This window comes from Providencia sp. PROV209 (genome assembly GCF_028479485.1).
GTDB lineage: Bacteria > Pseudomonadota > Gammaproteobacteria > Enterobacterales > Enterobacteriaceae > Providencia > Providencia alcalifaciens.
In genome coordinates, this window is the sequence record NZ_JAMPNR010000004.1 from 1 (window position 1) to 23,052 (window position 23,052).

Consider the following 23,052-nt stretch of genomic DNA (forward strand, 5'->3'; position numbering starts at 1 on the left):
AATTTAGGGGCGTAGTTCAATTGGTAGAGCACCGGTCTCCAAAACCGGGTGTTGGGAGTTCGAGTCTCTCCGCCCCTGCCAGTTACCAATTAAGTAATAATAAAAGAAGTATCTATTGATAACCCGATTATATTAATCGGGTTTTTCTTTTTGTAGCATCTGATTTTTAGCTTAAACTCCCAAACTCCCAAACTCCCAAACTCCCAAACTCCCAAACTCCCAAACTCCCAAACTCCCAAACTCCCAAACTCCCAAACTCTTTTTTCATGTTCATCTAGTATCTAATATTTCAATTAACTACCTATGTTTTGCAATAAAAAAGGGCGATATTTCGCCCAATTGTTATATCTATCAATGCTTATTGTGTGTTTGGTATTGGTGTTTTAATAAGTTGATTAATTAGAATTTGCTGATCATTTTTCTTCAGCCAAATGGCATATAAAGGCTTAGTAATAACGTTATCTGAGAGCGTTTTTAATGTTGGATAATGTTGGAGCCAATGAGTAGGTAAAAATGCCGCAGAAAGCGATACAGGCAATAATTGGCGTGTAATCTCAGCGGATGTCGTAATCATGACAGGGGTGTCATCTTGGAGTAGAGCTGGCTCGTTTTTGGGATGAAAATCAGCCCCCCATTCCAATTTGATAAAATTATACTGAGTCAGTGCGATATTCTTTTGTGATGCCATTAGCTGGAGTTGAATTGAGCCGATGATGGTACTTTCAAGCTCATCCATTTTTGGTGGCTCAATTGCAATCAATAAATCTAATTCTCGGGAGTGTAACTGCTTTACGAGGGATTGGCGTGTTGACACTCGAGCTTCTAATCTCAGCTCATCATGCTGGTTGTATAGCACTTCAAGCCAATTTGTCAGATAGCTTTCCCACAGGGATGCTGTTGCACCAATAGAAAGTTCTGTGTGTTGGGATGCGTGTGAGATCTCTTTTTTAGCCTGAAGCCATGTATTCATTAATGATTCAGCATAAGGGACTAAACGTTCCCCCGCTGCAGTCAAACGAATATTATTCCGGTGCCTTGTAAATAGGCTGGTGCCTAATTGTGTTTCTAACTGTCTGATACGAAAGCTAACGGCAGACTGCGTTAAGTAGAGAGATTCTGCGGCTCTGCCGAAGTGTCTGGTTCTACTGACTTCTAAAAAAGTTCTTAATAACTCGCTGTCCACACGCATCTCCAATAATTTTTGTCGTGATGATTTAAATGTTTTGTTTTACAGATTGTCAATGCTGTCTAATACTCCGCGCCATATAGAGTTGACCGTAATCAGTTAGGAGTGTGTCAGATGGCAGATAGCTTCATCACGACTAATCGTTTTTTTGATAATAAACATTACCCACGTGGCTTTTCTCGTCATGGTGATTTCACCATTAAAGAAGCTCAGTTGCTAGAACGTCATGGCCAAGCTTTCAATGAGCTTGATACAGGAAAACGCGCAGCGCAAACAGAAGAAGAAGAATTATTCGTCGCTGTTTGCCGTGGAGAGCGCGAACCTGTAACCCCTGAAGAAAAGGTATGGGTGAAATATTCTAGTCGAATCAATCGTCCAAAGCGCTTCCATACACTATCAGGTGGCAAACCACAGATAGACCCATCGGAAGACTATACCGATACGGATGATTAATTTCATTAGTATTAGAACAATATAAGCGTTAAAACAAATAGGGACTTAGGTCCCTTTTGTTTTATGCAGTGTTATAAACACCCTCTTAATGCCCTCAGCTTACTTGTTTTTGCAAATGAAGCAATAACTTATCCATAGCTCGATATCCTAGTGCTTCTAATAAATGCTCTCTATGTATCTTTTGTGAAGAACCCAAATCTGCAATTGTTCGTGAAACTCTGAGGATTCGATGCCAAGCTCGGATAGACAGCCCAAGTTTATTCAGTGCATTCTCTAAGAATAGAGCATCTTCAGTGGTGAGTTGGCAGATTTTTGTTGTTTCTCTGGGAGTCAGTAGGCTATTGATTTTGCCAGCTCTTTCAATTTGCTGTTTTCGAGCTTCAATGACGCGCAATCGAATTTGCTCACTATTTTCTCCTTGGCTAGTTTGCTGGCTGAGTGTTCCCAAAGGAAGTAGTGGAATTTCAATTGAAAGGTCGAATCTATCTAGAAATGGGCCTGAAACCTTTGATAAATATCGTAAAATTTTTGCGGGAGAGGAGCGGCTCATTTCGCCTTGATAGTGACCTGTAGGACTAGGATTAAGAGCAGCAATTAATTGAAAACTAGCAGGAAAACAAACTTTAGCTTTAGCTCTTGAGATAATAACTTGATGGGATTCTAAAGGTTCTCGTAGGGCATCTAATACAGAACGTGCGAATTCTGGTAGTTCATCTAGGAATAGAATACCATGATGAGCGAGCGAGATTTCTCCTGGTTTGGGCAATGATCCTCCCCCAATCAAAGCAGTGACCGATGTATTATGATGAGGACATCTGAATGGTCTCGTAGGCCATTGATTTTCAATTTTGATTGTTTGGTTCAGGCTATGTAATGCAGTAACTTCAAGGGCTTCTTGGGGGGTTAAAGAGGGTAATAAAGTCATTAGCCTGCTAGCTAGCATAGTTTTACCTGTTCCTGGTGGACCAAGTAGTAACAAATTGTGCCCGCCTGCTGCACAGATTTCTAATGCACGTTTTCCTTGTTCTTGCCCGATGATATCACCAATATCATTCTGATGATTTTGTGGACTTGGATTTTGAGTAATTTGTTGGTTATTAGGTAACGTATTTTTTTTGTGTAGGTAATGGCAAAGTTGAAGTAAGGATGTTGCAAAATTAACGCTGTTATCTGCCAATAAACTGAGCTGATGTTGGTTATCTTGAGAAAGGATCAGCCGCCTATTTTGCGTAATAGCCGCTTGAGCAGCAGGGATCCCACCATTCACATAACGTATATCACCTGAAAGTGCTAATTCACCAAGAAATTCATGCAGTTCTAATAGTTGGTGCGGTACTTGTCCTGATGCGGCAAGTATGGCGACAGCAATAGCTAGATCATAACGACCACTTTCTTTAGGTAAATCAGCTGGTGCTAAATTTACAGTCATCTTTTTCACTGGATATTCAAATCCACTATTTACTAGAGCGCTGCGTACTCTATCTCTAGCTTCTTTGACCGCTGTTTCGGGTAACCCCACTAAAGTTAATCCCGGAAGTCCATTACTAATATGTGCTTCAACAGTGACTAATGGAGCATCTAACCCAATTGATGCTCTCGTATAAACAATAGCTAATGTCATAAACCGCCCTCTTTATTTACTAGCATAATATGCTGAAAGCAATTCGATTTTTTTTCTTGTCCTTACTTTGATATTTGCGAAGCGACTCGATAATTAAATTGTTTAATTGCAGAGGTGTTACATTTTTTCTCAAAGGGCTTTGTAGCCTTTATTTTTAGTGGTTATACACACTTTTTCTTTTGGGTGAGAATAGCTTTGACAGGAAATTACTTAAGTAAGATTAACTTTTTAGTTAGGTTTAATTAATTGTTTTTGGGTGAATTTTCACTAGAGAATTTAGCTGTATCATGGGTGGATGTTATGACTATTAGCTATATCTCTGCATAAAAAGTAGTGGTTTAATCTGAATTGTTTTTAATCTATTGAATTTAAATAGAATTAAAATTTTAATCATCAAAAAAGTAAATAACGGTTGTCAAAGTAATTTTAAAATGATAACTCTTTAATAAAGATAACGATTAAAGTTGAAAAGATTAAACTCATGAACAAATTCATCCAAGTGATTAGCCTAATTATTAGCGTGGTGGTGATTATTATCCCACCGTGCGGGGCTGCACTTGGACGACGAAAGCTGAAATAATAGCTAAATCTTACGAGAACCCCGCACCGAAAGGCGCGGGGTTTTTTTTGACATAAAATTCTAGCAAACCAACAAAAATAAGAAAAAAACAATAAATACAAATGTATAGATGATAGACAGGAGATGAGAATGAACGGAGCACAGTGGTTAGTGCAGGCATTAAGAACACAGGGTGTTGATACAGTTTTTGGGTATCCCGGCGGGGCTATCATGCCAGTGTATGATGCTCTGTACGATGGTGGTGTTGAACATTTACTGTGTCGGCATGAACAGGGCGCAGTCATTGCTGCCATTGGCTATGCCCGTTCAACAGGAAAAACGGGGGTTTGTATTGCAACATCTGGTCCGGGAGCAACAAACGTTATTACAGGATTAGCGGATGCGTTGTTGGATTCTGTGCCCGTCGTTGCAATCACCGGCCAAGTTGCATCTGCGTTTATTGGCACAGATGCGTTTCAGGAAATCGATGTTTTAGGCTTATCTCTTGCTTGTACAAAACACAGTTTTTTAGTGGAGTCGATCGACGATTTACCTCGTATCCTTGCTGAAGCTTTCGCAATCGCAAATAGTGGACGTCCTGGACCTGTACTGATTGATATTCCGAAAGATATTCAGCTGCAACACGCAGATTTAGCCCCTTATTTAATGCCTGTTGATCAGCAAGAATCCACGTCAGATGCTGCAATTAAGCAAGCAAGAGAGCTGATGGAGCAGTCAGAAAAACCGATGTTATACATTGGTGGTGGGGTTGGAATGTCAGGGGCTGTAACTGAGCTGAGATCGTTTATCGAGAAAACAGGGATCCCTTCAGTTGTGACATTGAAAGGCCTAGGTGCAGTGAAGCCATCGGATAAAAATTACCTCGGTATGTTGGGGATGCATGGTACGAAAGCTGCCAATATTTCGGTGCAACGTTGTGATTTATTAATCGCGGTTGGTGCGCGTTTTGACGACAGAGTAACAGGAAAATTAAACACTTTTGCACCTAATGCTAAGGTTATTCATATCGATATTGACCATGTTGAATTGGATAAATTACGCCAAACCCATGTGGCGTTATTGGGAGATGCGAAAGCGTTGTTACCTCAATTGATGGTAGTGAAAGATATTACGGATTGGCAGCAAGAGATTCAGCAACTAAAACAAGAGTTTGAATGGCGCTACGACCATCCAGGGGAACCTATCTATGCGCCATTATTACTGAAGCAGCTATCAGACAAAATGAAGCCGAACACTATCGTTACAACAGATGTTGGTCAGCACCAGATGTGGTCAGCTCAACATATCGCAGTTGATGGACCAGAGAACTTTTTGACTTCCAGCGGGCTAGGGACAATGGGCTTTGGAATCCCTGCGGCAGTAGGAGCTCAAGTAGCTCGCCCTGAAGATACGGTTGTTTGCGTATCCGGCGATGGTTCCTTCATGATGAATGTTCAAGAGCTGGGTACCATCAAGCGTAAGCAGCTGCCTGTTAAGATTTTATTGTTAGATAACCAACGATTAGGAATGGTACGCCAATGGCAAGAGCTGTTTTTTGAACAGCGTTACAGTGAAACTATTTTAACTGACAACCCAGACTTTGTTGCCTTAGCAAGTGCCTTTGGTATTCAAGGTCGTCGTATTACATGCAAGTCTGAAGTGGATGCCGCACTGGATGAATTACTGACAAGTGATGGCGCGTTTTTATTACAGGTATCAATTAATGAATTAGAAAATGTCTGGCCATTGGTTCCACCTGGGGCTAGCAACGAAAAAATGATGGAGAAACCTTTATGATGCAGCACCAACTCTCGATATTAGCCCGTTTCCGTCCCGAGGTTTTAGAGCGTATTTTGCGCGTGACTCGCCATCGTGGATTTCGGATTAGTTCTATGAATGTGGATCAATTATCAGATAGTGATAATGTAAGTATTGAATTAACTGTCAGTAGCCAAAGACCGTTAACGCAGCTATGTGCGCAGTTAACGAAGCTCGCTGACATCACGGAAGTTGAAATAAAACAACAAGAATCACGACTATTACGCACACAGAGTGCAATGTAAGGAATAAATAAAATGACTAAGAAAGCTGACTTTATTTGGTTTAACGGTGAAATGACTCCATGGGCAGATGCAAAAGTTCATGTTATGTCTCATGCTCTGCACTACGGGACTTCCGTATTCGAAGGCGTTCGTTGCTATGACTCTCACAAAGGTCCTGTTGTTTTCCGTCATCGTGAGCACATGCAGCGTTTACATGATTCAGCAAAAATTTACCGTATGCCAGTCAGCTATAGCGTCGATGAGTTAATGGAAGCTTGCCGTGCAACCTTGCGTAAAAATAATTTAGTCAGTGCGTACATTCGTCCATTAGTTTTCATTGGTGATGTAGGTATGGGTGTTAACCCACCAGATGGTTACAGTACAGATGTTATTTTGGCTGCATTTCCATGGGGGGCTTATTTAGGTGAAGAAGCATTAGACCAAGGTATTGATGCGATGGTTTCCTCATGGAATCGTGTGGCACCAAATACTATCCCTACTGGTGCAAAAGCAGGTGGTAACTACCTATCCTCATTACTGGTTGGGAGTGAAGCTCGTCGCCATGGCTACCAAGAAGGGATTGCATTAGATGTTCATGGTTATCTGTCCGAAGGGGCAGGTGAAAATATTTTTGAAGTAAAAGATGGCATTCTGTATACGCCTCCATTTACTTCATCTGCATTACCGGGGATTACCCGCGATGCCATTTTGACATTGGCGAAAGATATGGGAATCGAAGTGCGTGAACAAACGCTGTCTCGTGAATCTCTGTACTTAGCGGATGAAGTCTTTATGACAGGAACAGCTGCTGAAATCACTCCAGTTCGCAGTGTTGATGGTATCCAAGTTGGTATCGGTCGTTGTGGTCCTGTGACGAAGAAAATTCAGCAAGCATTCTTTGGTTTATTTAACGGTACAACAGAAGATAAATGGGGCTGGTTAGATCCAGTAAACCCTCAATAATTAAATACTATAAATTACAGGCGGTCGTTCCCCGCCTGTTTTAAAACTCGGGAGTTAAGATATGCCTAAGTACCGTTCAGCAACAACCACTCATGGCCGTAATATGGCAGGTGCGCGAGCATTATGGCGCGCGACAGGTATGACCGATGATGATTTTGGTAAGCCAATTATTGCCGTTGTAAACTCATTTACTCAGTTTGTTCCGGGTCATGTACATTTACGTGATTTAGGTAAACTCGTCGCAGAACAAATAGAACAAGCGGGCGGCGTCGCGAAAGAGTTTAACACTATTGCTGTGGATGATGGGATTGCGATGGGGCATGGCGGCATGCTGTATTCCTTACCTTCTCGTGAGCTGATTGCTGATTCAGTAGAATATATGGTCAATGCGCACTGTGCGGATGCGATGGTGTGTATCTCCAACTGCGACAAAATTACCCCAGGTATGTTGATGGCATCTTTGCGTTTGAACATTCCTGTCATCTTCGTTTCTGGTGGACCAATGGAAGCAGGGAAAACCAAGCTTTCAGATCAGATTATCAAACTTGACCTTGTGGATGCGATGATCCAAGGGGCAAACCCGAATGTCAGTGATGAAGATAGTGAAAAAATTGAGCGTTCCGCATGCCCGACATGTGGGTCATGTTCCGGTATGTTTACTGCGAACTCGATGAACTGTTTAACGGAAGCGTTGGGTCTTTCCCAGCCTGGTAATGGCTCATTATTAGCTACCCATGCGGACCGTAAGACATTATTTATTAATGCAGGGAAACGCATTGTTGAGCTGACAAAACGTTATTACGAACAAGACGATGAAAGCGCACTGCCACGTAATATTGCGAATAAAGCGGCATTTGAAAATGCCATGACGCTGGATATTGCGATGGGAGGTTCAACAAATACAGTTCTGCATTTATTGGCGGCGGCACAAGAAGCAGAAGTTGATTTTACGATGGATGATATTGACCGCTTATCTCGACAAGTTCCTCACTTATGTAAAGTGGCACCAAGTACTCAGAAATACCATATGGAAGATGTGCATCGTGCTGGTGGCGTGATTGGTATTCTTGGTGAATTGAGTCGTGCGGGTCTATTACAAGAAAATGTAACGAATATTTTAGGGCTTTCATTACCCGAAATGCTGGCACAGTATGATGTCATGCTGACGAAGGATGAGTCTGTAAAATCCATGTTTTCCGCAGGTCCTGCAGGTATTCGTACCACTCAAGCTTTTTCTCAGAATTGCCGTTGGCCATCACTGGATACTGACCGTGAAAATGGTTGCATCCGTAATCTTGAACACGCTTATAGCTTGGATGGTGGTTTGGCAGTTCTTGCCGGCAACATCGCCGAGGATGGCTGCATTGTAAAAACCGCAGGTGTTGATGAAGGTAGCTTAATTTTCCGTGGACCTGCAAAAGTGTATGAAAGCCAAGATGATGCAGTAGACGCAATTTTAGGCGGAAGAGTTGTTGCTGGTGACGTTGTTGTGATCCGTTATGAAGGTCCTAAAGGTGGACCTGGCATGCAAGAGATGTTGTATCCAACATCATATTTGAAATCGATGGGACTAGGAAAAGCCTGTGCGTTGATCACTGATGGGCGTTTTTCTGGTGGAAGCTCCGGTTTGTCAATCGGACATATTTCGCCAGAAGCAGCAAGCGGTGGGTTACTGGCTTTAGTGCAGGATGGAGATATTATCGACATCAATATTCCAAACCGTACTATTGAGTTGGATGTGGACGAAAGCGAGCTGACCAAACGCCATGAAGCAGAATTAGCTCGTGGAGATAAAGCCTATACGCCACGTGACCGTCAGCGTGAGGTTTCTTTCGCTTTACGTGCTTATGCTTCTTTAGCGACAAGTGCAGATAAAGGTGCTGTACGCGATAAGTCTAAATTAGGAGGCTAATTGTGGCAGCAGCAAAACCATTACCTTCAGCACCGACGGGTGCTGATTACCTGAAGGCTGCATTAAGTGCGCCAGTTTATGAAGCCGCTCAGGTGACGCCGCTTCAAGAAATGAATAAACTTTCTTCACGTATGGGCAATACAATTTTGGTCAAGCGTGAAGATAGGCAGCCAGTACATAGTTTTAAGCTACGCGGCGCTTATGCAATGATTGCAGGTTTGACGGAAGAACAAAAAGCGAAAGGTGTCGTCACGGCTTCTGCCGGAAATCATGCGCAGGGTGTCGCATTATCCGCTAACCGTGTAGGGATCAATGCGAAAATTGTTATGCCAGTAGCAACCGCGGATATCAAAGTGGATGCGGTGCGTAGTTTTGGTGGTGAGGCAATTTTATTTGGTGCGAATTTCGATGAAGCTAAAGCTCACGCGATTGCGATGGCACAACGTGAAGGTTCCACCTTTGTTCCGCCTTTTGACCATCCATTAGTGATCGCAGGGCAGGCAACGATTGCGTTAGAGCTTCTTCAGCAAGATGCACATTTAGATCGGATTTTCGTACCTGTTGGCGGCGGTGGATTGATCGCAGGGATAGCGGTATTAATCAAACAGCTTATGCCTGAAATCAAGATCATTGGTGTAGAGGCGGAAGATGCTGCATGTTTAAAAGCGGCATTAGAAGCAGGTCATCCAGTGGATCTCCCTCGTGTAGGCTTATTTGCCGAGGGTGTTGCCGTTAAGCGTATTGGTGATGAAACATTTAGATTGTGCCAACAATATGTTGACGATGTTATCACCGTGGATAGCGATGCGATTTGTGCCGCGTTGAAAGATATTTTTGAAGATGTCCGTGCGATTGCTGAGCCGTCGGGAGCGCTAGCGCTAGCAGGGCTAAAAAAATATGTTCAGCAGCATAACATTAAGGGCGAAAGGCTGGCACATATTCTGTCTGGCGCGAATATGAATTTCCATGGCTTACGTTATGTCTCTGAGCGTTGTGAATTAGGTGAGCAGCGAGAAGCATTGCTTGCGGTGACAATTCCCGAGCAGAAAGGCAGCTTTTTACGTTTTTGCCAGCTGCTAGGTAATCGTTCGATCACGGAATTTAATTATCGTTATACGGATGCTGATCCTGAACGAGCCTGTATTTTTGTAGGGGTTCGGTTAAATGGTGGCGAGCAAGAACGTCATGATATCATTAAAGAATTACAAAATAATGATTATGAAGTGGCGGATTTGTCTGATGATGAAATGGCGAAACTGCATGTGCGCTATATGATTGGTGGTCGCCCATCGAAGCCATTGGATGAAAAGTTGTATAGCTTTGAATTTCCTGAATCTCCGGGGGCATTATTAAAGTTCTTGGAAACATTAGGAACGCACTGGAATATTACGTTATTCCATTATCGTAGTCATGGAACTGACTACGGGCGAGTGCTGGCAGCATTTGAGTTATCCGGTCCAGAAGTGCGTTTTGATCGCCATCTTGATGCACTAGGGTATGAATATCATGATGAAACGGGAAATCCCTCTTTTCGTTTTTTCTTAGCGCCGCAAGGTAGCAAACAAACGTTAGATTGAGTGTTCAGGGAGCAATTCCCAGAATGCTTTAACTAATGGTTCACTTAGGCGTTTGCTGAGTAAGCAAACGCCTAGCTCAAATGGTTCTACCATCGAAATATTATCTAATTGCGATATACGGCTACGCACAGGTTCTGGGCTGTTATCGACGACAACGCTGGGTATCAACGCGATCCCACAGCCTAGCGCTACCATGGAAACAATAGCTTCATGACCCGATACGGTGGCATAAATCACCGGATTATGGATGTGATGACGCTTAAACCATAACTCAATTCGTTTACGGGATGGACCATGCTCAGGAAGGATGAAGGGAACTGAGGACCAGTCTGGATCATCTTCGGTGACCATGCTCCTTACTGCACAAGGTAATGACGGTGCAATGAGTACAAGTGGAATTTCACCAATTTTAGCAAATCGTACATTGTCGGGTAATTTTTCAGGTTTACCTGCGATGCCTAAATCAGCTTCTTTGGTTTCAACTTTATCAACGGCATCAGCGGCATCCCCCGTTGTAAGTTTTATTTCGACTAGTGGATGCAATGCGCGGAACTTATCAAGCACTTGTGGCAAATGGCTATATGCCGCAGTGACTGAGCAGAATAAGTGCAGCTCACCGCTCAACGAAGGGCTTTGTTGGTTTAGGGCATGTTTTAGCTGCTGATATTGCAATAATGTCTGTTGAGCAAACTGTTTGAGATGTTCTCCCGCTTGGGTCAGTTTCACTGAGCGGTTATCGCGAATAAAGAGTGGATGCCCTAATTGATCTTCCAAGCGCTGAATTTGCCTTGATAATGTTGACGGGCTGACATGCATGGCTTTGGACGTGCGCCCAAAGTGGCAGCTTTCTGCTAGATGCAGAAATAGTTGTAGATCACGAATATCCATATTGCCCTCAGGTTACGCGCTGATTTTCGTTGCAAATATTGCAACATTATATTGTCAATATATCAATTTAAGCAATGCCAAGCATCGCATATAGTGAATACATAACTGCTCAATAATGAGCAACAGGTAACGATAATCAACTTGCCTGATAATACGAACACAACAGAACACTGACCGAATAATGGAGTAAGACCATGACGAATTATTTTAATACACTGAACTTGCGTGAGCAGTTAGCTCAATTAGGTAAATGCCGCTTTATGAATCGTGATGAATTTGCGGATGAAGCAGGATACCTGAAAGGTAAAAAAATCGTCATTGTTGGTTGTGGTGCTCAAGGTCTAAACCAAGGTCTGAATATGCGCGATTCTGGCTTAGATATCGCTTATGCTCTGCGTCCAGAAGCGATCAAGGAAAAACGTGCATCATGGCGTAAAGCGACAGAAAATGGTTTTAAAGTTGGTACTTATGAAGAACTGATCCCTGAAGCGGATTTAGTGGTTAACTTAACTCCAGACAAACAACACTCTACGGTTGTTCGTGCTGTTCAGCCAATGATGAAGCAAGGTGCTGCACTGGGTTACTCTCACGGTTTTAACATCGTTGAAGTGGGTGAAGAAATTCGCAAAGACATCACTGTTGTGATGGTAGCACCAAAATGTCCAGGTACAGAAGTTCGCGAAGAATATAAACGTGGTTTCGGTGTTCCAACGCTGATTGCTGTTCACCCAGAAAATGATCCGAAAGGTGAGGGAATGGCAATTGCTAAAGCATGGGCAGCAGCAACTGGTGGTCACCGTGCTGGTGTTCTGGAATCATCATTCGTTGCAGAAGTTAAGTCTGACCTGATGGGGGAGCAAACTATTCTGTGCGGTATGTTGCAAGCTGGCGCGTTGCTGAGCTACGACAAAATGGTTGCAGATGGTGTTGAGCCAGGCTATGCAGGTAAATTAATTCAGTTTGGTTGGGAAACCATTACGGAAGCTCTGAAACAGGGCGGTATCACCCTGATGATGGATCGTCTGTCTAACCCTGCGAAAATCCGTGCTTATGCACTGTCGGAACAACTGAAGACTATTTTAGCGCCACTGTTCCAAAAACATATGGATGACATTATTTCTGGTGAGTTTTCATCAACAATGATGGCAGATTGGGCGAATAATGATAAAAACTTGCTGACATGGCGCGAAGAGACAGGGAAATCTGCCTTTGAAAACTACCCTGAGTTTGCAGGTAAAATTTCTGAGCAAGAATATTTTGATCATGGTGTTCTGTTAGTTGCAATGGTTAAAGCAGGCGTTGAGTTGGCGTTCGATACCATGTTAGAAGCCGGCATTCTTGAAGAATCGGCTTACTATGAGTCATTGCATGAATTGCCACTGATTGCGAACACTATTGCACGTAAGCGTTTATATGAAATGAACGTCGTTATTTCAGATACTGCAGAGTATGGTAACTACCTGTTCTCATTTGCAGCCGTGCCAATGCTGAAAGAGTTTATGACCAAGTTACAAGCGGGTGATTTAGCAAAATCAGTTGCAGATAACGGAACGGATAATGCGCAATTACGTGATATCAACGAAGCCATTCGTAACCACCCTATCGAGAAAATCGGTAAGACTTTGCGTGGTTATATGACGGATATGAAGAAGATTTCTAGCGCACAATAATTTTTCGTCACTCTTCGTGTGATAGGAGCGTTGGCTACACTCGGTTACCTAAGTCACATACTAATGTATGCCCCATAGGATAACCTCCTTTGCGGCCTTCCTCTAACGCGAATAGTTTAGAAAAATACGTTTTATAAGAATGAAAAATCGCTAAATCAAAACCGTATGGCATTTTGTCATACGGTTTTTTGTTTTTTTATAAATAGGCAGGATCGTTGCTCAAGAGTTGGGTCGGTTTCTGCTACAATCTGTAGCGAATTCCTTTTTGAATAACTAAGTGATACAGAGAAACCATGCGATTAAATCCTAGCCAGCAACAGGCAGTTGAATATGTAGATGGTCCGTGCCTTGTTTTGGCAGGGGCAGGCTCAGGTAAAACACGGGTTATTACCAATAAAATTGCGCATCTGATCCGCCATTGTGGTTATCAGCCTCGGCAAATTGCGGCGGTGACATTTACCAATAAAGCCGCGCGCGAAATGAAAGAGCGTGTGGGGCAAACATTAGGTAAAAAAGAAGCCCGAGGGTTAATCATTTCCACATTCCATACTTTGGGACTGGAAATTATCAAACGCGAATATAAAGCGTTAGGGATCAAAGCCAATTTTTCTTTGTTTGATGACCAAGACCAAATAGCGTTACTCAAAGAACTCACATTTGATCTGCTTGAGGAAGATAAAGATCTTCTTCAACAGCTGATCTCTGCGATCTCAAATTGGAAAAATGATCTTATTTCTCCACCGCAAGTTATTGGGCAAGCAAAAACGGAAAAAGAGCACCATTTTGCCGAGTGTTATCGCCGTTATGAGCTGCATCTAAAAAGTTGTAATGTACTGGATTTTGATGACTTAATTAGTAAGCCAACGCTATTGCTTTATCATAATGAAGAAGTGAGAGAGCGCTGGCAGCAAAAAATTCGCTATTTGCTGGTGGACGAATATCAAGATACCAATACCAGTCAGTATCAGTTGGTGAAATTACTGGTGGGGCAGCGTGCACGTTTTACGGTCGTTGGCGATGATGACCAATCGATTTATTCCTGGCGTGGCGCTAGACCGCAAAACTTGGTGTTACTCAGCCAAGATTTTCCTAAGCTGAATGTGATTAAGCTCGAGCAGAATTACCGTTCATCTGGACGTATCTTGAAAGCGGCAAATATTTTGATCGCGAATAACCCTCATGTATTTGATAAAAAATTATTTTCTGAACTGGGTTATGGTGCGCCATTAAAGGTGCTGACAGCCAATAATGAAGACCATGAAGCGGAACGTGTGATTGGTGAATTAATTGCTCACCACTTCATTAATAAAACCCAATATAAAGATTATGCGATTTTATACCGGGGTAATCATCAATCACGAATTTTTGAAAAAATGCTGATGCAAAACCGAATTCCTTACCGGATTTCGGGAGGAACTTCATTTTTTTCTCGTCCTGAGATTAAAGATCTGTTGGCGTATTTACGCGTGCTGACTAATCCTGAAGACGATAGTGCTTTTTTGCGTATCGTAAATACACCACGTCGAGAAATTGGACCTAAAACTATTCAAAAATTGGGTGAATGGGCGAATCAGCGCGGAAAAAGTTTATATCAAGCCAGCTTTGATTTAGGTCTAGAGCAGACTCTAACCGGTAAAGGTTTGGAGGCATTACAACGTTTTACCCATTGGATGGATGGCATTGTTAAAACTTCTGAGCGCGAGCCGTTGATCGCAGTTCGAGATTTACTGCGAGAAATGGATTATGAGAGCTGGCTATACGAAACGTCGACCAGCACTAAAGCAGCTGAGATGCGAATGAAAAACGTCAATCAATTGTTTACATGGATGAGCGAAATGATTGAAGGGGATGATCTGAATGATCCAATGACGCTCAATCAGGTTGTCACGCGCTTTACGCTGCGCGATATGATGGAGCGTGGGGAAGATGATGAAGATTCAGATCAGGTTCAATTGATGACGTTACATGCGTCGAAAGGTCTTGAATTTCCTTATGTTTTCTTAGTAGGGATGGAAGAGGGATTATTACCTCACCAAAGTAGTATTGACGAAAATAATATTGATGAAGAGCGTCGTCTAGCTTATGTGGGGATCACGCGAGCGCAGCGAGAATTATTTTTTACGCATAGCCGTGAACGTCGACAATATGGTGAGCTGATCCGCCCTGAATTAAGCCGTTTTTTGATGGAATTACCACAAGACGATTTGGTGTGGGAACAACAACGAAAAGTGGTGACTGCCGAGGAGCGAATGCAAAAAGGTCAGTCTGCTCTGGCTGATATTAAAGCGCGTTTAGGATTGAATAAGAAAACGGATTCATGACGGGTATGTTCCCACGAGCTGGTGGGAACATCGTGTTATCAATTGGAGCTATTGCGTTCTTCTAGTGCTAATTGCCAATTTACATACCCTTGCCATTGAACTTCTTGCTGTAAATTTTCTGCACGTAGAGGATGTTCAGCAAGCCAGCGATATGGCAGAGCAATTGTTAAATTTTGACCGTCCGCATTCAGGCGCAATGCTGGTAATGTATCGTCTCGCCTACGGCTCGCAAAAATAATGGCTAAGCGTAATAAACGACACAATGCATAGGTTTGCTGAATTGGGAGTGCGTTTTGTTGACTCAAAGATGAAAGGTCAATTTGACCTTGCTGGTTTTTGAGAAGAACAGCAAGAAAGCGTTTTTGCGCAGGGGTGAAGCCCGGAAGATCAAGATGAGTAATCAAATAACTCGCATGCTCAGGACCTTTACGGAAATCAACACTCAGCCCGATTTCATGTAATGCACAAGCGCTGGATAATAAATCGCGGCAACGGCTATCTAATTCCCACTCTTTGGCAACCTGAAGATAAAAGTGTTCAGCGAGCTGGCGTACTCGACCAGCTTGCTCGATATCAACAAGGAAGCGGCGTTGAATGTTGCGCAGTGTGCGAGCACGAATATCTTGCTCAATAGGCAGTTCAAGCATGCCATATACTAGCCCTTCACGAAGAGCACCACCGGCTAGCGTCATATTCTCGATATTTAGGGCTTTGAAAATAGCGATCAAAATAGATAAACCGCTTGGAAAAACGAGGGCGCGTTCAAAAGTGAGCCCTTCGATTTCAAGCTCTTCCAACTTATGACATTGGATAGCTTTGTGTTTCAGCTGCTGTAATTTCCCGAGGGTGATGAGTTCATCCATTCCTTGGGCAATCATGATTTCCTGAATTGCTTGTACCGTACCTGATGCGCCGACGCAAATTTTCCAACCGTGATTTTTAAGCGCATCTGCGATAGGCGCAACAACGTGTTGAGCCGCCGCTTCTGCTTGAGCAAAATTTTCTTCTGTCAGCGTTCTATCGCTGAAATAACGTTCAAGCCAAGTGACGCAGCCCATTTCAAGGCTATAGAGCAACTGTGCTTTGGCGCCTGTACCGGTGACAAGTTCAGTGCTACCGCCGCCAATATCAACCACTAAGCGTTGTTCTGGTCCCCCAGTCGTGTGGGCGACGCCTTGATAAATCAAGCGAGCTTCTTCTTCTCCTTGGATGACTCTCACGGGATTACCGAGGATTTGGCTGGCTTTTTCAATAAAAACATCGGCATTTTTAGCAAGGCGTAACGTTGCGGTTGCTACAACTCGAATTTGCGAGTTAGGAATATCTTGCAGATGTTCAGAAAAAAGGCGCAGGCATTGCCAGCCTCGCTCCATGGCTTGCTCAGATAAAATATTATTTTTATCTAAGCCAGCAGCCAGACGAACTTTTCGTTTAACCCGAGAAATAATCTGAATGCTACCGGCGGTTTCACGAACAACCAGCATATGAAAGCTGTTGGAACCCAAATCGATAGCAGCATACAGAGAAGAAGATTTCAGCATAGGGTATTTACTCAGCCTGCACGTTTATGGTTATTACGTGGACCATTATGGCGACGCGGTGCATTTGAATTGCGGCGTGGACCACTTGGGCGCGGACGATGGCGGCGTTTCGGTGCCGGTAGGTCGCTCAGGAGTGCATCACTGTTGTATTTACTGACAGGGATGGAGTGCTGAATATATTCTTCAATTGCAGGTAAATTCAGTGCGTATTCTTCACAAGCTAAGCTGATGGAGTTTCCGCTTTCACCTGCACGACCAGTACGTCCGATGCGGTGTACATAGTCTTCACAATCGTCAGGTAAATCATAGTTAAAGACATGAGTTACTGATGGAATGTGTAGTCCGCGAGCGGCAACGTCAGTCGCAACCAAGATATCAATCTGACCTTGGGTGAACTGTTCTAAAATACGCAGGCGTTTTTTCTGTGCGACATCACCTGTGAGTAATCCTACACGGTGACCGTCGGCAGCAAGGTGAGCCCAAATATCATCACAACGATGCTTGGTATTTGCGAAAATAATACAGCGCTCAGGCCACTCTTCTTCAAGCAGCGTTTGCAGCAGACGCATTTTTTCTTCATTGGATGGATAAAACAGTTCTTCTTTAATGCGGTGACCTGTTTTTTGCAGCGGTTCAACTTCGATATATTCTGGACTGTTCATTTGTTCGAATGCTAATTCTCTCACGCGGTAAGAGAGTGTTGCGGAGAACAGTAAATTTAGTCTATCCGTTGCGCTAGGCATGCGACGGAATAACCAACGAATATCTTTAATAAAACCAAGGTCATACATACGGTCCGCTTCATCCAATACAATAACTTGGATAGCCGCTAAATCAACGTGACCTTGTTTGGCATAATCAATCAGACGACCTGTTGTTCCGATGAGAATATCAACGCCGTCTTGTAATACGCGTAATTGTTCGTCGTAGCCATCACCACCATAGGCTAGACCCATTTTTAAACCGGTGTACTCTGCTAATTCTTTCGCGTCGGAATAAATCTGCACCGCTAATTCGCGAGTAGGAGCCATGATCAGCGCACGTGGCTGATTGGTTTTTTTCCCTTCAATAGCTGGGTGAGTTAAGAGAAAATGAAATGTAGACGTTAGAAATGCTAACGTTTTACCTGTACCTGTTTGCGCTTGCCCCGCAACATCTTTGCCTTCGACAGTATAAGGCAGGGTAGACGCCTGAATAGGCGTGCAAAAGTTGAAGCCTTTTTTGTTAAGTGCTTCAATGACTTTTGGGTGCAATGCGAAGTCGGAAAACTTCTTTTCTGTCAAGTGTGCTTTACTCATAGTATGTTAGAATATCAGTTATCGGTTGGTTTACGAAAGTGTATCTTTTGAAATAAAGCATACTGCCGCCAATTAATGTTACACTATGTCTGTAAAAATGATCCTTTGGAGTACAACATGAGCGACAAAATTAAACATATTACTGATGCGAGTTTTGAATCAGACGTTCTAAATGCAAATTCACCAATTCTGGTAGACTTCTGGGCAGAATGGTGTGGTCCTTGTAAAATGATCGCACCTATTTTGGATGAAGTTGCTGAAGAATATACAGGCAAAGTGACCATCGCAAAACTGAATATTGATAATAATCCAGCAACGGCACCAAAATTTGGTATTCGTGGTATTCCTACACTTCTATTATTCAAAAACGGTAGTGTAGCAGCAACTAAAGTTGGCGCATTATCTAAAACTCAACTGAAAGAATTTCTAGACGAAAATCTGTAAGTTATAGCTTTATATAAGCCAAAACGTTTAGCGGCGCATTTATTTTATATAGAGAGCCGCTAGACGTCCCCATTTAAGCATGATAAGTTATCCGCATTCCTCATAGAGTACCCATAAGATTTACCTTATTTTCCTTTGCTCTTTTCTTAACCGTCTAGCTTACAGTTCTGTTCAGTGACAATTTTAGCGTGACTTATGACTAATCTAAAGTTGATAAATCCATGGTTGTATCACTGTGACTTAAGTCTTGAATAAGGTAAATGGTCTGTATTAGGGATAAGATGTTGTCCTAAAATGTATAAAAAACTATTGCTAATATTGATTACGTTTCTAATAATATGCAGCATATCATCTCGATGATAATAACGCTTTCGTTAGTCACAGCACCTTCACAGCAATATTAGTTGTAGCTAGCACAGATTTTAATGCATTGTTGTTGGTTATGAATCCATATCTATCAACAGGGCACTATAAAGTTAAACTGGCACTTCATAGGTTCACTATACTTCATAGGTTCACTATAAAAGTTGCCTCCAATTTACGTTCATAGTTCGAGAAATACCCCGAGTTAAAGAACCCACCATTATGAATCTTACCGAATTAAAAAATACGCCAGTATCAGAACTGATTACGTTAGGCGAAAACATGGGGCTAGAGAACTTAGCCCGTATGAGAAAGCAGGATATTATTTTCTCGATTTTGAAGCAGCATGCTAAAAGTGGAGAAGATATTTTCGGCGATGGCGTACTGGAAATATTGCAGGATGGATTTGGTTTCCTCCGTTCAGCAGACAGTTCTTACCTCGCAGGTCCTGATGATATCTATGTTTCTCCTAGTCAAATTCGCCGTTTTAACCTACGCACAGGCGATACCATTTCAGGAAAAATCCGTCCCCCGAAAGAAGGTGAACGTTACTTTGCCCTCTTAAAAGTTAACGAAGTTAACTTCGACAAACCTGAAAACGCCCGCAGCAAAATCCTTTTTGAAAACTTAACTCCGTTACATGCTAATAATCGTCTGCGCATGGAACGTGGTAATGGTTCTACTGAAGATTTAACCGCTCGTGTATTAGATTTAGCCGCACCAATCGGTCGTGGACAACGTGGTCTGATCGTTGCACCACCGAAAGCGGGTAAAACAATGTTACTGCAAAATATTGCGGCTAACATTGCTCACAACTATCCTGATTGTGTATTGATGGTTCTGCTGATCGATGAGCGTCCGGAAGAAGTTACCGAGATGCAACGCCTTGTTAAAGGTGAAGTGATTGCTTCAACATTTGATGAGCCAGCTGCACGCCACGTTCAAGTTGCTGAGATGGTTATCGAGAAAGCGAAACGTCTAGTTGAACATAAAAAAGACGTTATCATCTTACTGGATTCCATTACTCGTCTTGCTCGTGCATACAACACCGTTGTGCCTTCATCTGGTAAAGTTCTGACGGGGGGTGTGGACGCAAACGCATTACATCGTCCGAAACGTTTCTTCGGTGCTGCTCGTAACGTTGAGGAAGGCGGTAGTTTAACTATCATCGCAACCGCGCTGGTTGATACTGGCTCGAAAATGGATGAAGTTATCTACGAAGAATTTAAAGGAACAGGTAACATGGAATTACACCTGTCTCGTAAAATTGCTGAAAAACGCGTCTTCCCTGCAATTGATTACAATCGTTCAGGTACACGTAAAGAAGAGCTGCTCACTTCCCAAGATGAGCTGCAAAAAATGTGGATTCTACGCAAGATTATTCACCCAATGGGCGAAATCGATGCGATGGAATTCCTCATCAGCAAATTAGCAATGACAAAAACTAACGAAGAGTTCTTTGACTTCATGAAAAGAGCATAATCGTTAGGATTATAAGTATAGAAATAGGCGCTCTAATAGGGCGCCTATTTTTTTATCCGTATGTTATTAACGCTCATAAAATAATAGTCTTTATTATTTAACAATATGAGCACAAATTACTTTATTCATGAGTAAAATGAAATAATAAACGGATGCTAGATTATTCATAAGAAGATGGTATTTTCTAGATTAATTTTTATACTTAAATTTACTCAATGATTGATATTTACTCGGTTAGATAAAAATTGATGGTAAAGGTCGATTAATCAGGTTGAGATTGTTTTTTATGGCATGCATCTTGCAATGTTAAAGGATAAAATCGTTAAGGTAAGTTTGTAACGCAAAACTATATTACGCCTTATTGTACTTTTCGGCATGTTTTGTGCATATCAAAAAAGAATGATTCTGTTTTAGTGTACGATTTTTTTGCTCGGATACTATGTTGGCGCGGTACTTTATCACAGCAACCCAGATTGTTAGTGTTTAAAAGTTAGATAGAAATATAAGAGAGTAGAACAGTGGATAGCACACACTTTATGAGTAATCTCTTCTATGTCTTTTTGTTTACCTTAGCTTTTATTTTTGTCGCACGTATTGTGGCAAAAAAAATTGGCTTGGTTGATAAACCGAATTTCAGGAAGAAACACGTAGGATTGGTACCTCTCGTTGGAGGGATCTCTGTTTTCTTTGGCGTTTGCTTCGCGTTTATGATCACGGAAGAATACATTCCCCATAAGTGGTTATATATCGCTTGTGCTGGGCTCTTAGTGTTCGTTGGTGCACTGGATGATAGATTCGACATTAGCGTGAAATTACGCGCTGGCGTTCAGGCTATTGTTGCTGTCGTGATGATGACGGCAGGCGGGCTCTCATTAGAGTCACTGGGGCATGCATTCGGCCCTTGGGAACTGGTGCTTGGACCATTTGGTTACATTGTGACCCTATTTGCTGTTTGGGCTGCAATCAATGCTTTCAACATGGTTGATGGTATTGATGGTCTGTTAGGCGGCCTGTCTTCGGTCTCTTTCGGTGCTTTAGGTTTCTTACTGTATCAAAATGGTAACTACGCGTTAGCGTTTTGGTGTTTTGCGTTTATAGCGGCTATTCTTCCTTATATCCTGCTGAACCTAGGTGTTTTAGGTCGTCGATTTAAAGTGTTCATGGGCGATGCGGGAAGTACTTTGATTGGTTTTACCATTATTTGGATCTTGGTTGCATCGACGCAAGAAGATGTTCATCCAATTAATCCTGTGACTGCATTATGGATTATTGCTATTCCGCTTATGGATATGGTGGCAATTATGTACCGCCGTATTCGTAAAGGGATGAGTCCATTTTCACCGGATCGTCAGCATATTCATCACTTGATTATGCGTTCAGGATTTACCCCGAAAGGGGCATTTGTAATCATCACATTGGCTGCGGCAATACTTGCGTGCATTGGTATTCTTGGCGAACGCCTATCATTCATCCCAGAATGGGTAATGTTGGCATTATTTTTGCTTGTATTTATGATGTATGGTTACTGCATCAAACGAGCATGGAAAGTCGCCCGTTTTATCAAACGAATTAGACGTCGTGCGCGTAAGAGTGCGGTCCGGTAAAGACAAACGAACTATAGAGGTTCTGTGCAGTGAATAACTCAGAAACACAACCTAGTCAGCATCAAACTCCGATTGAAGCGGAGTTAGATATTCGTGATTTATGCCGTTCATTATGGCAGGGTAAAATTTGGATCGTCGCATGTGCAGTGATTTTTGCTGCGGTTGCACTGGGAGCATCCTATTTTATGCAGCCGAAGTGGAGTACAACGGCTATCACGGATCTACCAACTGTGAACAATCTGGGAAGTTATTATTCTCAGCAACAGTTTCTGCGCAACCTTGATTCTCGCATTAATGTCGTAGGGCAAGAAGGACAGTTACCCACCATTGCGAAAGAAGCTTATGAAGAATTTACCAAACAATTAGGCTCTTACGATACTCGTCGCCAGTTTTGGTTAGGTACTGAGTATTATAAGCAACGTTTGGAAAATGACCCGAAAGCAGATGCTGCCTTGTTGGATGAATTGATCAACAACATTGAGTATACACCGGCAGATGCACTCAAAAACCCAACAGATAGTGTGAAGTTAGTGGCTGAAACAGCGACTGATTCTAATCAGCTATTACGCGAATATATTGAGTTTGCTAATCAACGTGCAACCACCAACCTGAATGATGAGTTGAAAGGGGCTTGGGCAACAAAAACCCAATCTATGAAAGCGTTGGTCAAGCGTGAAGCCATGGTGGCAAATGCCGCGTATGATCGTCGTCTAAACAGCCTTGAGCAAGCACTTAAAGTTGCTGAAAAACAAGGTATCTCTCGTAATCAAACGACTGCGCCAGTAGATGAAATTCCTGACTCAAAAATGTTCATGTTAGGGGTTCCATTACTGCAAGCTCAAATCGAGACTTTAAAAGCAACAGGTCCTGATTTTGATACGGATTATGACCAAAATGTCGCGATGCTAGCGACACTGGATGTTGGTCCAGCTCTTCAAGATAATTTTCACGCGTATCGTTATCTGCGAACTCCTGAAGATCCAATCAAACGCGATAGTCCGCGCAGAGCATTCATTGCGGTTCTGTGGGGTGCAATTGGTGTGTTAGTAGGTGCCGGAGTGGTACTGTCTCGCCGTCGCCCATCGTAATGTCTTACTCGCCACTGACGGAAAGGTCGGTGGCGAGATT

18 protein-coding genes and 1 tRNA gene are annotated in these 23,052 nt (G+C 42.6%); 14 read left to right on the forward strand and 5 right to left on the reverse strand.

All coding sequences use genetic code 11. From position 1 onward, the window contains the following. Nucleotides 1-5: 5 nt before the first annotated feature. Nucleotides 6-81: transfer RNA gene (locus PR795_RS05090), tRNA-Trp, on the forward strand. A gap of 277 nt (nucleotides 82-358) precedes the next feature. On the opposite strand, the gene hdfR is transcribed toward PR795_RS05090, so the two are convergent. Continuing rightward, nucleotides 359-1,189: an HTH-type transcriptional regulator HdfR gene (gene hdfR, locus PR795_RS05095; RefSeq protein ID WP_006658225.1), complete on the reverse strand. Its 831-nt coding sequence runs from the start codon at nucleotides 1,187-1,189 to the stop codon at nucleotides 359-361. Between the two features lie 111 nt (nucleotides 1,190-1,300). Between hdfR and PR795_RS05100 the strand changes: the two genes are divergently transcribed. Next, nucleotides 1,301-1,639 (forward strand): DUF413 domain-containing protein, encoded by a 339-nt coding sequence (locus PR795_RS05100; protein ID WP_006658224.1) that lies wholly within the window; start codon nucleotides 1,301-1,303, stop codon nucleotides 1,637-1,639. Nucleotides 1,640-1,733: 94 nt separating this feature from the next. On the opposite strand, the gene PR795_RS05105 is transcribed toward PR795_RS05100, so the two are convergent. Then, on the reverse strand, nucleotides 1,734-3,260 hold the full coding sequence (locus PR795_RS05105; protein ID WP_006662348.1) for a YifB family Mg chelatase-like AAA ATPase: 1,527 nt from the start codon (nucleotides 3,258-3,260) through the stop codon (nucleotides 1,734-1,736). Nucleotides 3,261-3,741: 481 nt separating this feature from the next. Here PR795_RS05105 and ilvL point away from each other — a divergent pair, with 481 nt between their 5' ends. From ilvL to ilvA, 6 genes are all read left to right on the forward strand, one after another. Then, nucleotides 3,742-3,840 carry an ilv operon leader peptide gene (gene ilvL, locus PR795_RS05110; RefSeq protein WP_108478773.1) on the forward strand — a complete coding sequence of 33 codons (99 nt, stop codon included), beginning with the start codon at nucleotides 3,742-3,744 and terminating at the stop codon, nucleotides 3,838-3,840. A 129-nt stretch (nucleotides 3,841-3,969) separates the two neighbouring features. Then, complete coding sequence (gene ilvG, locus PR795_RS05115; RefSeq protein WP_006662349.1) at nucleotides 3,970-5,616, forward strand: acetolactate synthase 2 catalytic subunit; 1,647 nt, start codon at nucleotides 3,970-3,972, stop codon at nucleotides 5,614-5,616. Then, the gene (ilvM, locus tag PR795_RS05120) at nucleotides 5,613-5,882 is read left to right on the forward strand and encodes an acetolactate synthase 2 small subunit (RefSeq protein WP_006658221.1); all 270 of its coding nucleotides are present in this window, start codon (nucleotides 5,613-5,615) and stop codon (nucleotides 5,880-5,882) included. The genes ilvG and ilvM overlap by 4 nt, the downstream gene beginning before the upstream one ends. A gap of 12 nt (nucleotides 5,883-5,894) precedes the next feature. Beyond that, nucleotides 5,895-6,824 carry a branched-chain amino acid transaminase gene (locus PR795_RS05125; RefSeq protein ID WP_006658220.1) on the forward strand — a complete coding sequence of 310 codons (930 nt, stop codon included), beginning with the start codon at nucleotides 5,895-5,897 and terminating at the stop codon, nucleotides 6,822-6,824. 61 nt (nucleotides 6,825-6,885) lie between these two features. Continuing rightward, a complete protein-coding gene (gene ilvD, locus PR795_RS05130) occupies nucleotides 6,886-8,736 on the forward strand; it encodes a dihydroxy-acid dehydratase (protein WP_006662350.1) in 1,851 nt (616 codons plus the stop codon). Nucleotides 8,737-8,738: 2 nt separating this feature from the next. Continuing rightward, on the forward strand, nucleotides 8,739-10,313 hold the full coding sequence (gene ilvA / locus PR795_RS05135) for a threonine ammonia-lyase, biosynthetic (RefSeq protein WP_036963177.1): 1,575 nt from the start codon (nucleotides 8,739-8,741) through the stop codon (nucleotides 10,311-10,313). On the opposite strand, the gene ilvY is transcribed toward ilvA, so the two are convergent. Further along, nucleotides 10,305-11,201: an HTH-type transcriptional activator IlvY gene (gene ilvY / locus PR795_RS05140; RefSeq protein ID WP_006658217.1), complete on the reverse strand. Its 897-nt coding sequence runs from the start codon at nucleotides 11,199-11,201 to the stop codon at nucleotides 10,305-10,307. The genes ilvA and ilvY overlap by 9 nt on opposite strands. Before the next feature lie 194 nt (nucleotides 11,202-11,395). Here ilvY and ilvC point away from each other — a divergent pair, with 194 nt between their 5' ends. Both ilvC and rep read left to right on the forward strand, forming a co-directional pair. Then, nucleotides 11,396-12,871: a ketol-acid reductoisomerase gene (gene ilvC / locus PR795_RS05145; protein WP_006658216.1), complete on the forward strand. Its 1,476-nt coding sequence runs from the start codon at nucleotides 11,396-11,398 to the stop codon at nucleotides 12,869-12,871. A 293-nt stretch (nucleotides 12,872-13,164) separates the two neighbouring features. Further along, nucleotides 13,165-15,192 carry a DNA helicase Rep gene (gene rep / locus PR795_RS05150; RefSeq protein WP_181480367.1) on the forward strand — a complete coding sequence of 676 codons (2,028 nt, stop codon included), beginning with the start codon at nucleotides 13,165-13,167 and terminating at the stop codon, nucleotides 15,190-15,192. A gap of 38 nt (nucleotides 15,193-15,230) precedes the next feature. On the opposite strand, the gene gppA is transcribed toward rep, so the two are convergent. Next, complete coding sequence (gene gppA, locus PR795_RS05155) at nucleotides 15,231-16,733, reverse strand: guanosine-5'-triphosphate,3'-diphosphate diphosphatase (protein ID WP_006658213.1); 1,503 nt, start codon at nucleotides 16,731-16,733, stop codon at nucleotides 15,231-15,233. A gap of 11 nt (nucleotides 16,734-16,744) precedes the next feature. Further along, nucleotides 16,745-18,031 (reverse strand): ATP-dependent RNA helicase RhlB, encoded by a 1,287-nt coding sequence (gene rhlB, locus PR795_RS05160; RefSeq protein ID WP_006658212.1) that lies wholly within the window; start codon nucleotides 18,029-18,031, stop codon nucleotides 16,745-16,747. 117 nt (nucleotides 18,032-18,148) lie between these two features. Between rhlB and trxA the strand changes: the two genes are divergently transcribed. The 4 genes from trxA to wzzE all read left to right on the forward strand — a co-directional run bounded on the left by trxA (nucleotide 18,149) and on the right by wzzE (nucleotide 23,012). Then, the gene (trxA, locus tag PR795_RS05165; protein WP_006662353.1) at nucleotides 18,149-18,475 is read left to right on the forward strand and encodes a thioredoxin TrxA; all 327 of its coding nucleotides are present in this window, start codon (nucleotides 18,149-18,151) and stop codon (nucleotides 18,473-18,475) included. Between the two features lie 585 nt (nucleotides 18,476-19,060). After that, nucleotides 19,061-20,320: a transcription termination factor Rho gene (gene rho, locus PR795_RS05170; protein WP_004915469.1), complete on the forward strand. Its 1,260-nt coding sequence runs from the start codon at nucleotides 19,061-19,063 to the stop codon at nucleotides 20,318-20,320. Between the two features lie 536 nt (nucleotides 20,321-20,856). Continuing rightward, the gene (wecA, locus tag PR795_RS05175; RefSeq protein ID WP_006662354.1) at nucleotides 20,857-21,924 is read left to right on the forward strand and encodes a UDP-N-acetylglucosamine--undecaprenyl-phosphate N-acetylglucosaminephosphotransferase; all 1,068 of its coding nucleotides are present in this window, start codon (nucleotides 20,857-20,859) and stop codon (nucleotides 21,922-21,924) included. Between the two features lie 29 nt (nucleotides 21,925-21,953). Next, nucleotides 21,954-23,012, forward strand: a complete 1,059-nt coding sequence (wzzE, locus tag PR795_RS05180; protein ID WP_181480365.1) for an ECA polysaccharide chain length modulation protein — start codon at nucleotides 21,954-21,956, stop codon at nucleotides 23,010-23,012. Nucleotides 23,013-23,052 lie beyond the last annotated feature (40 nt).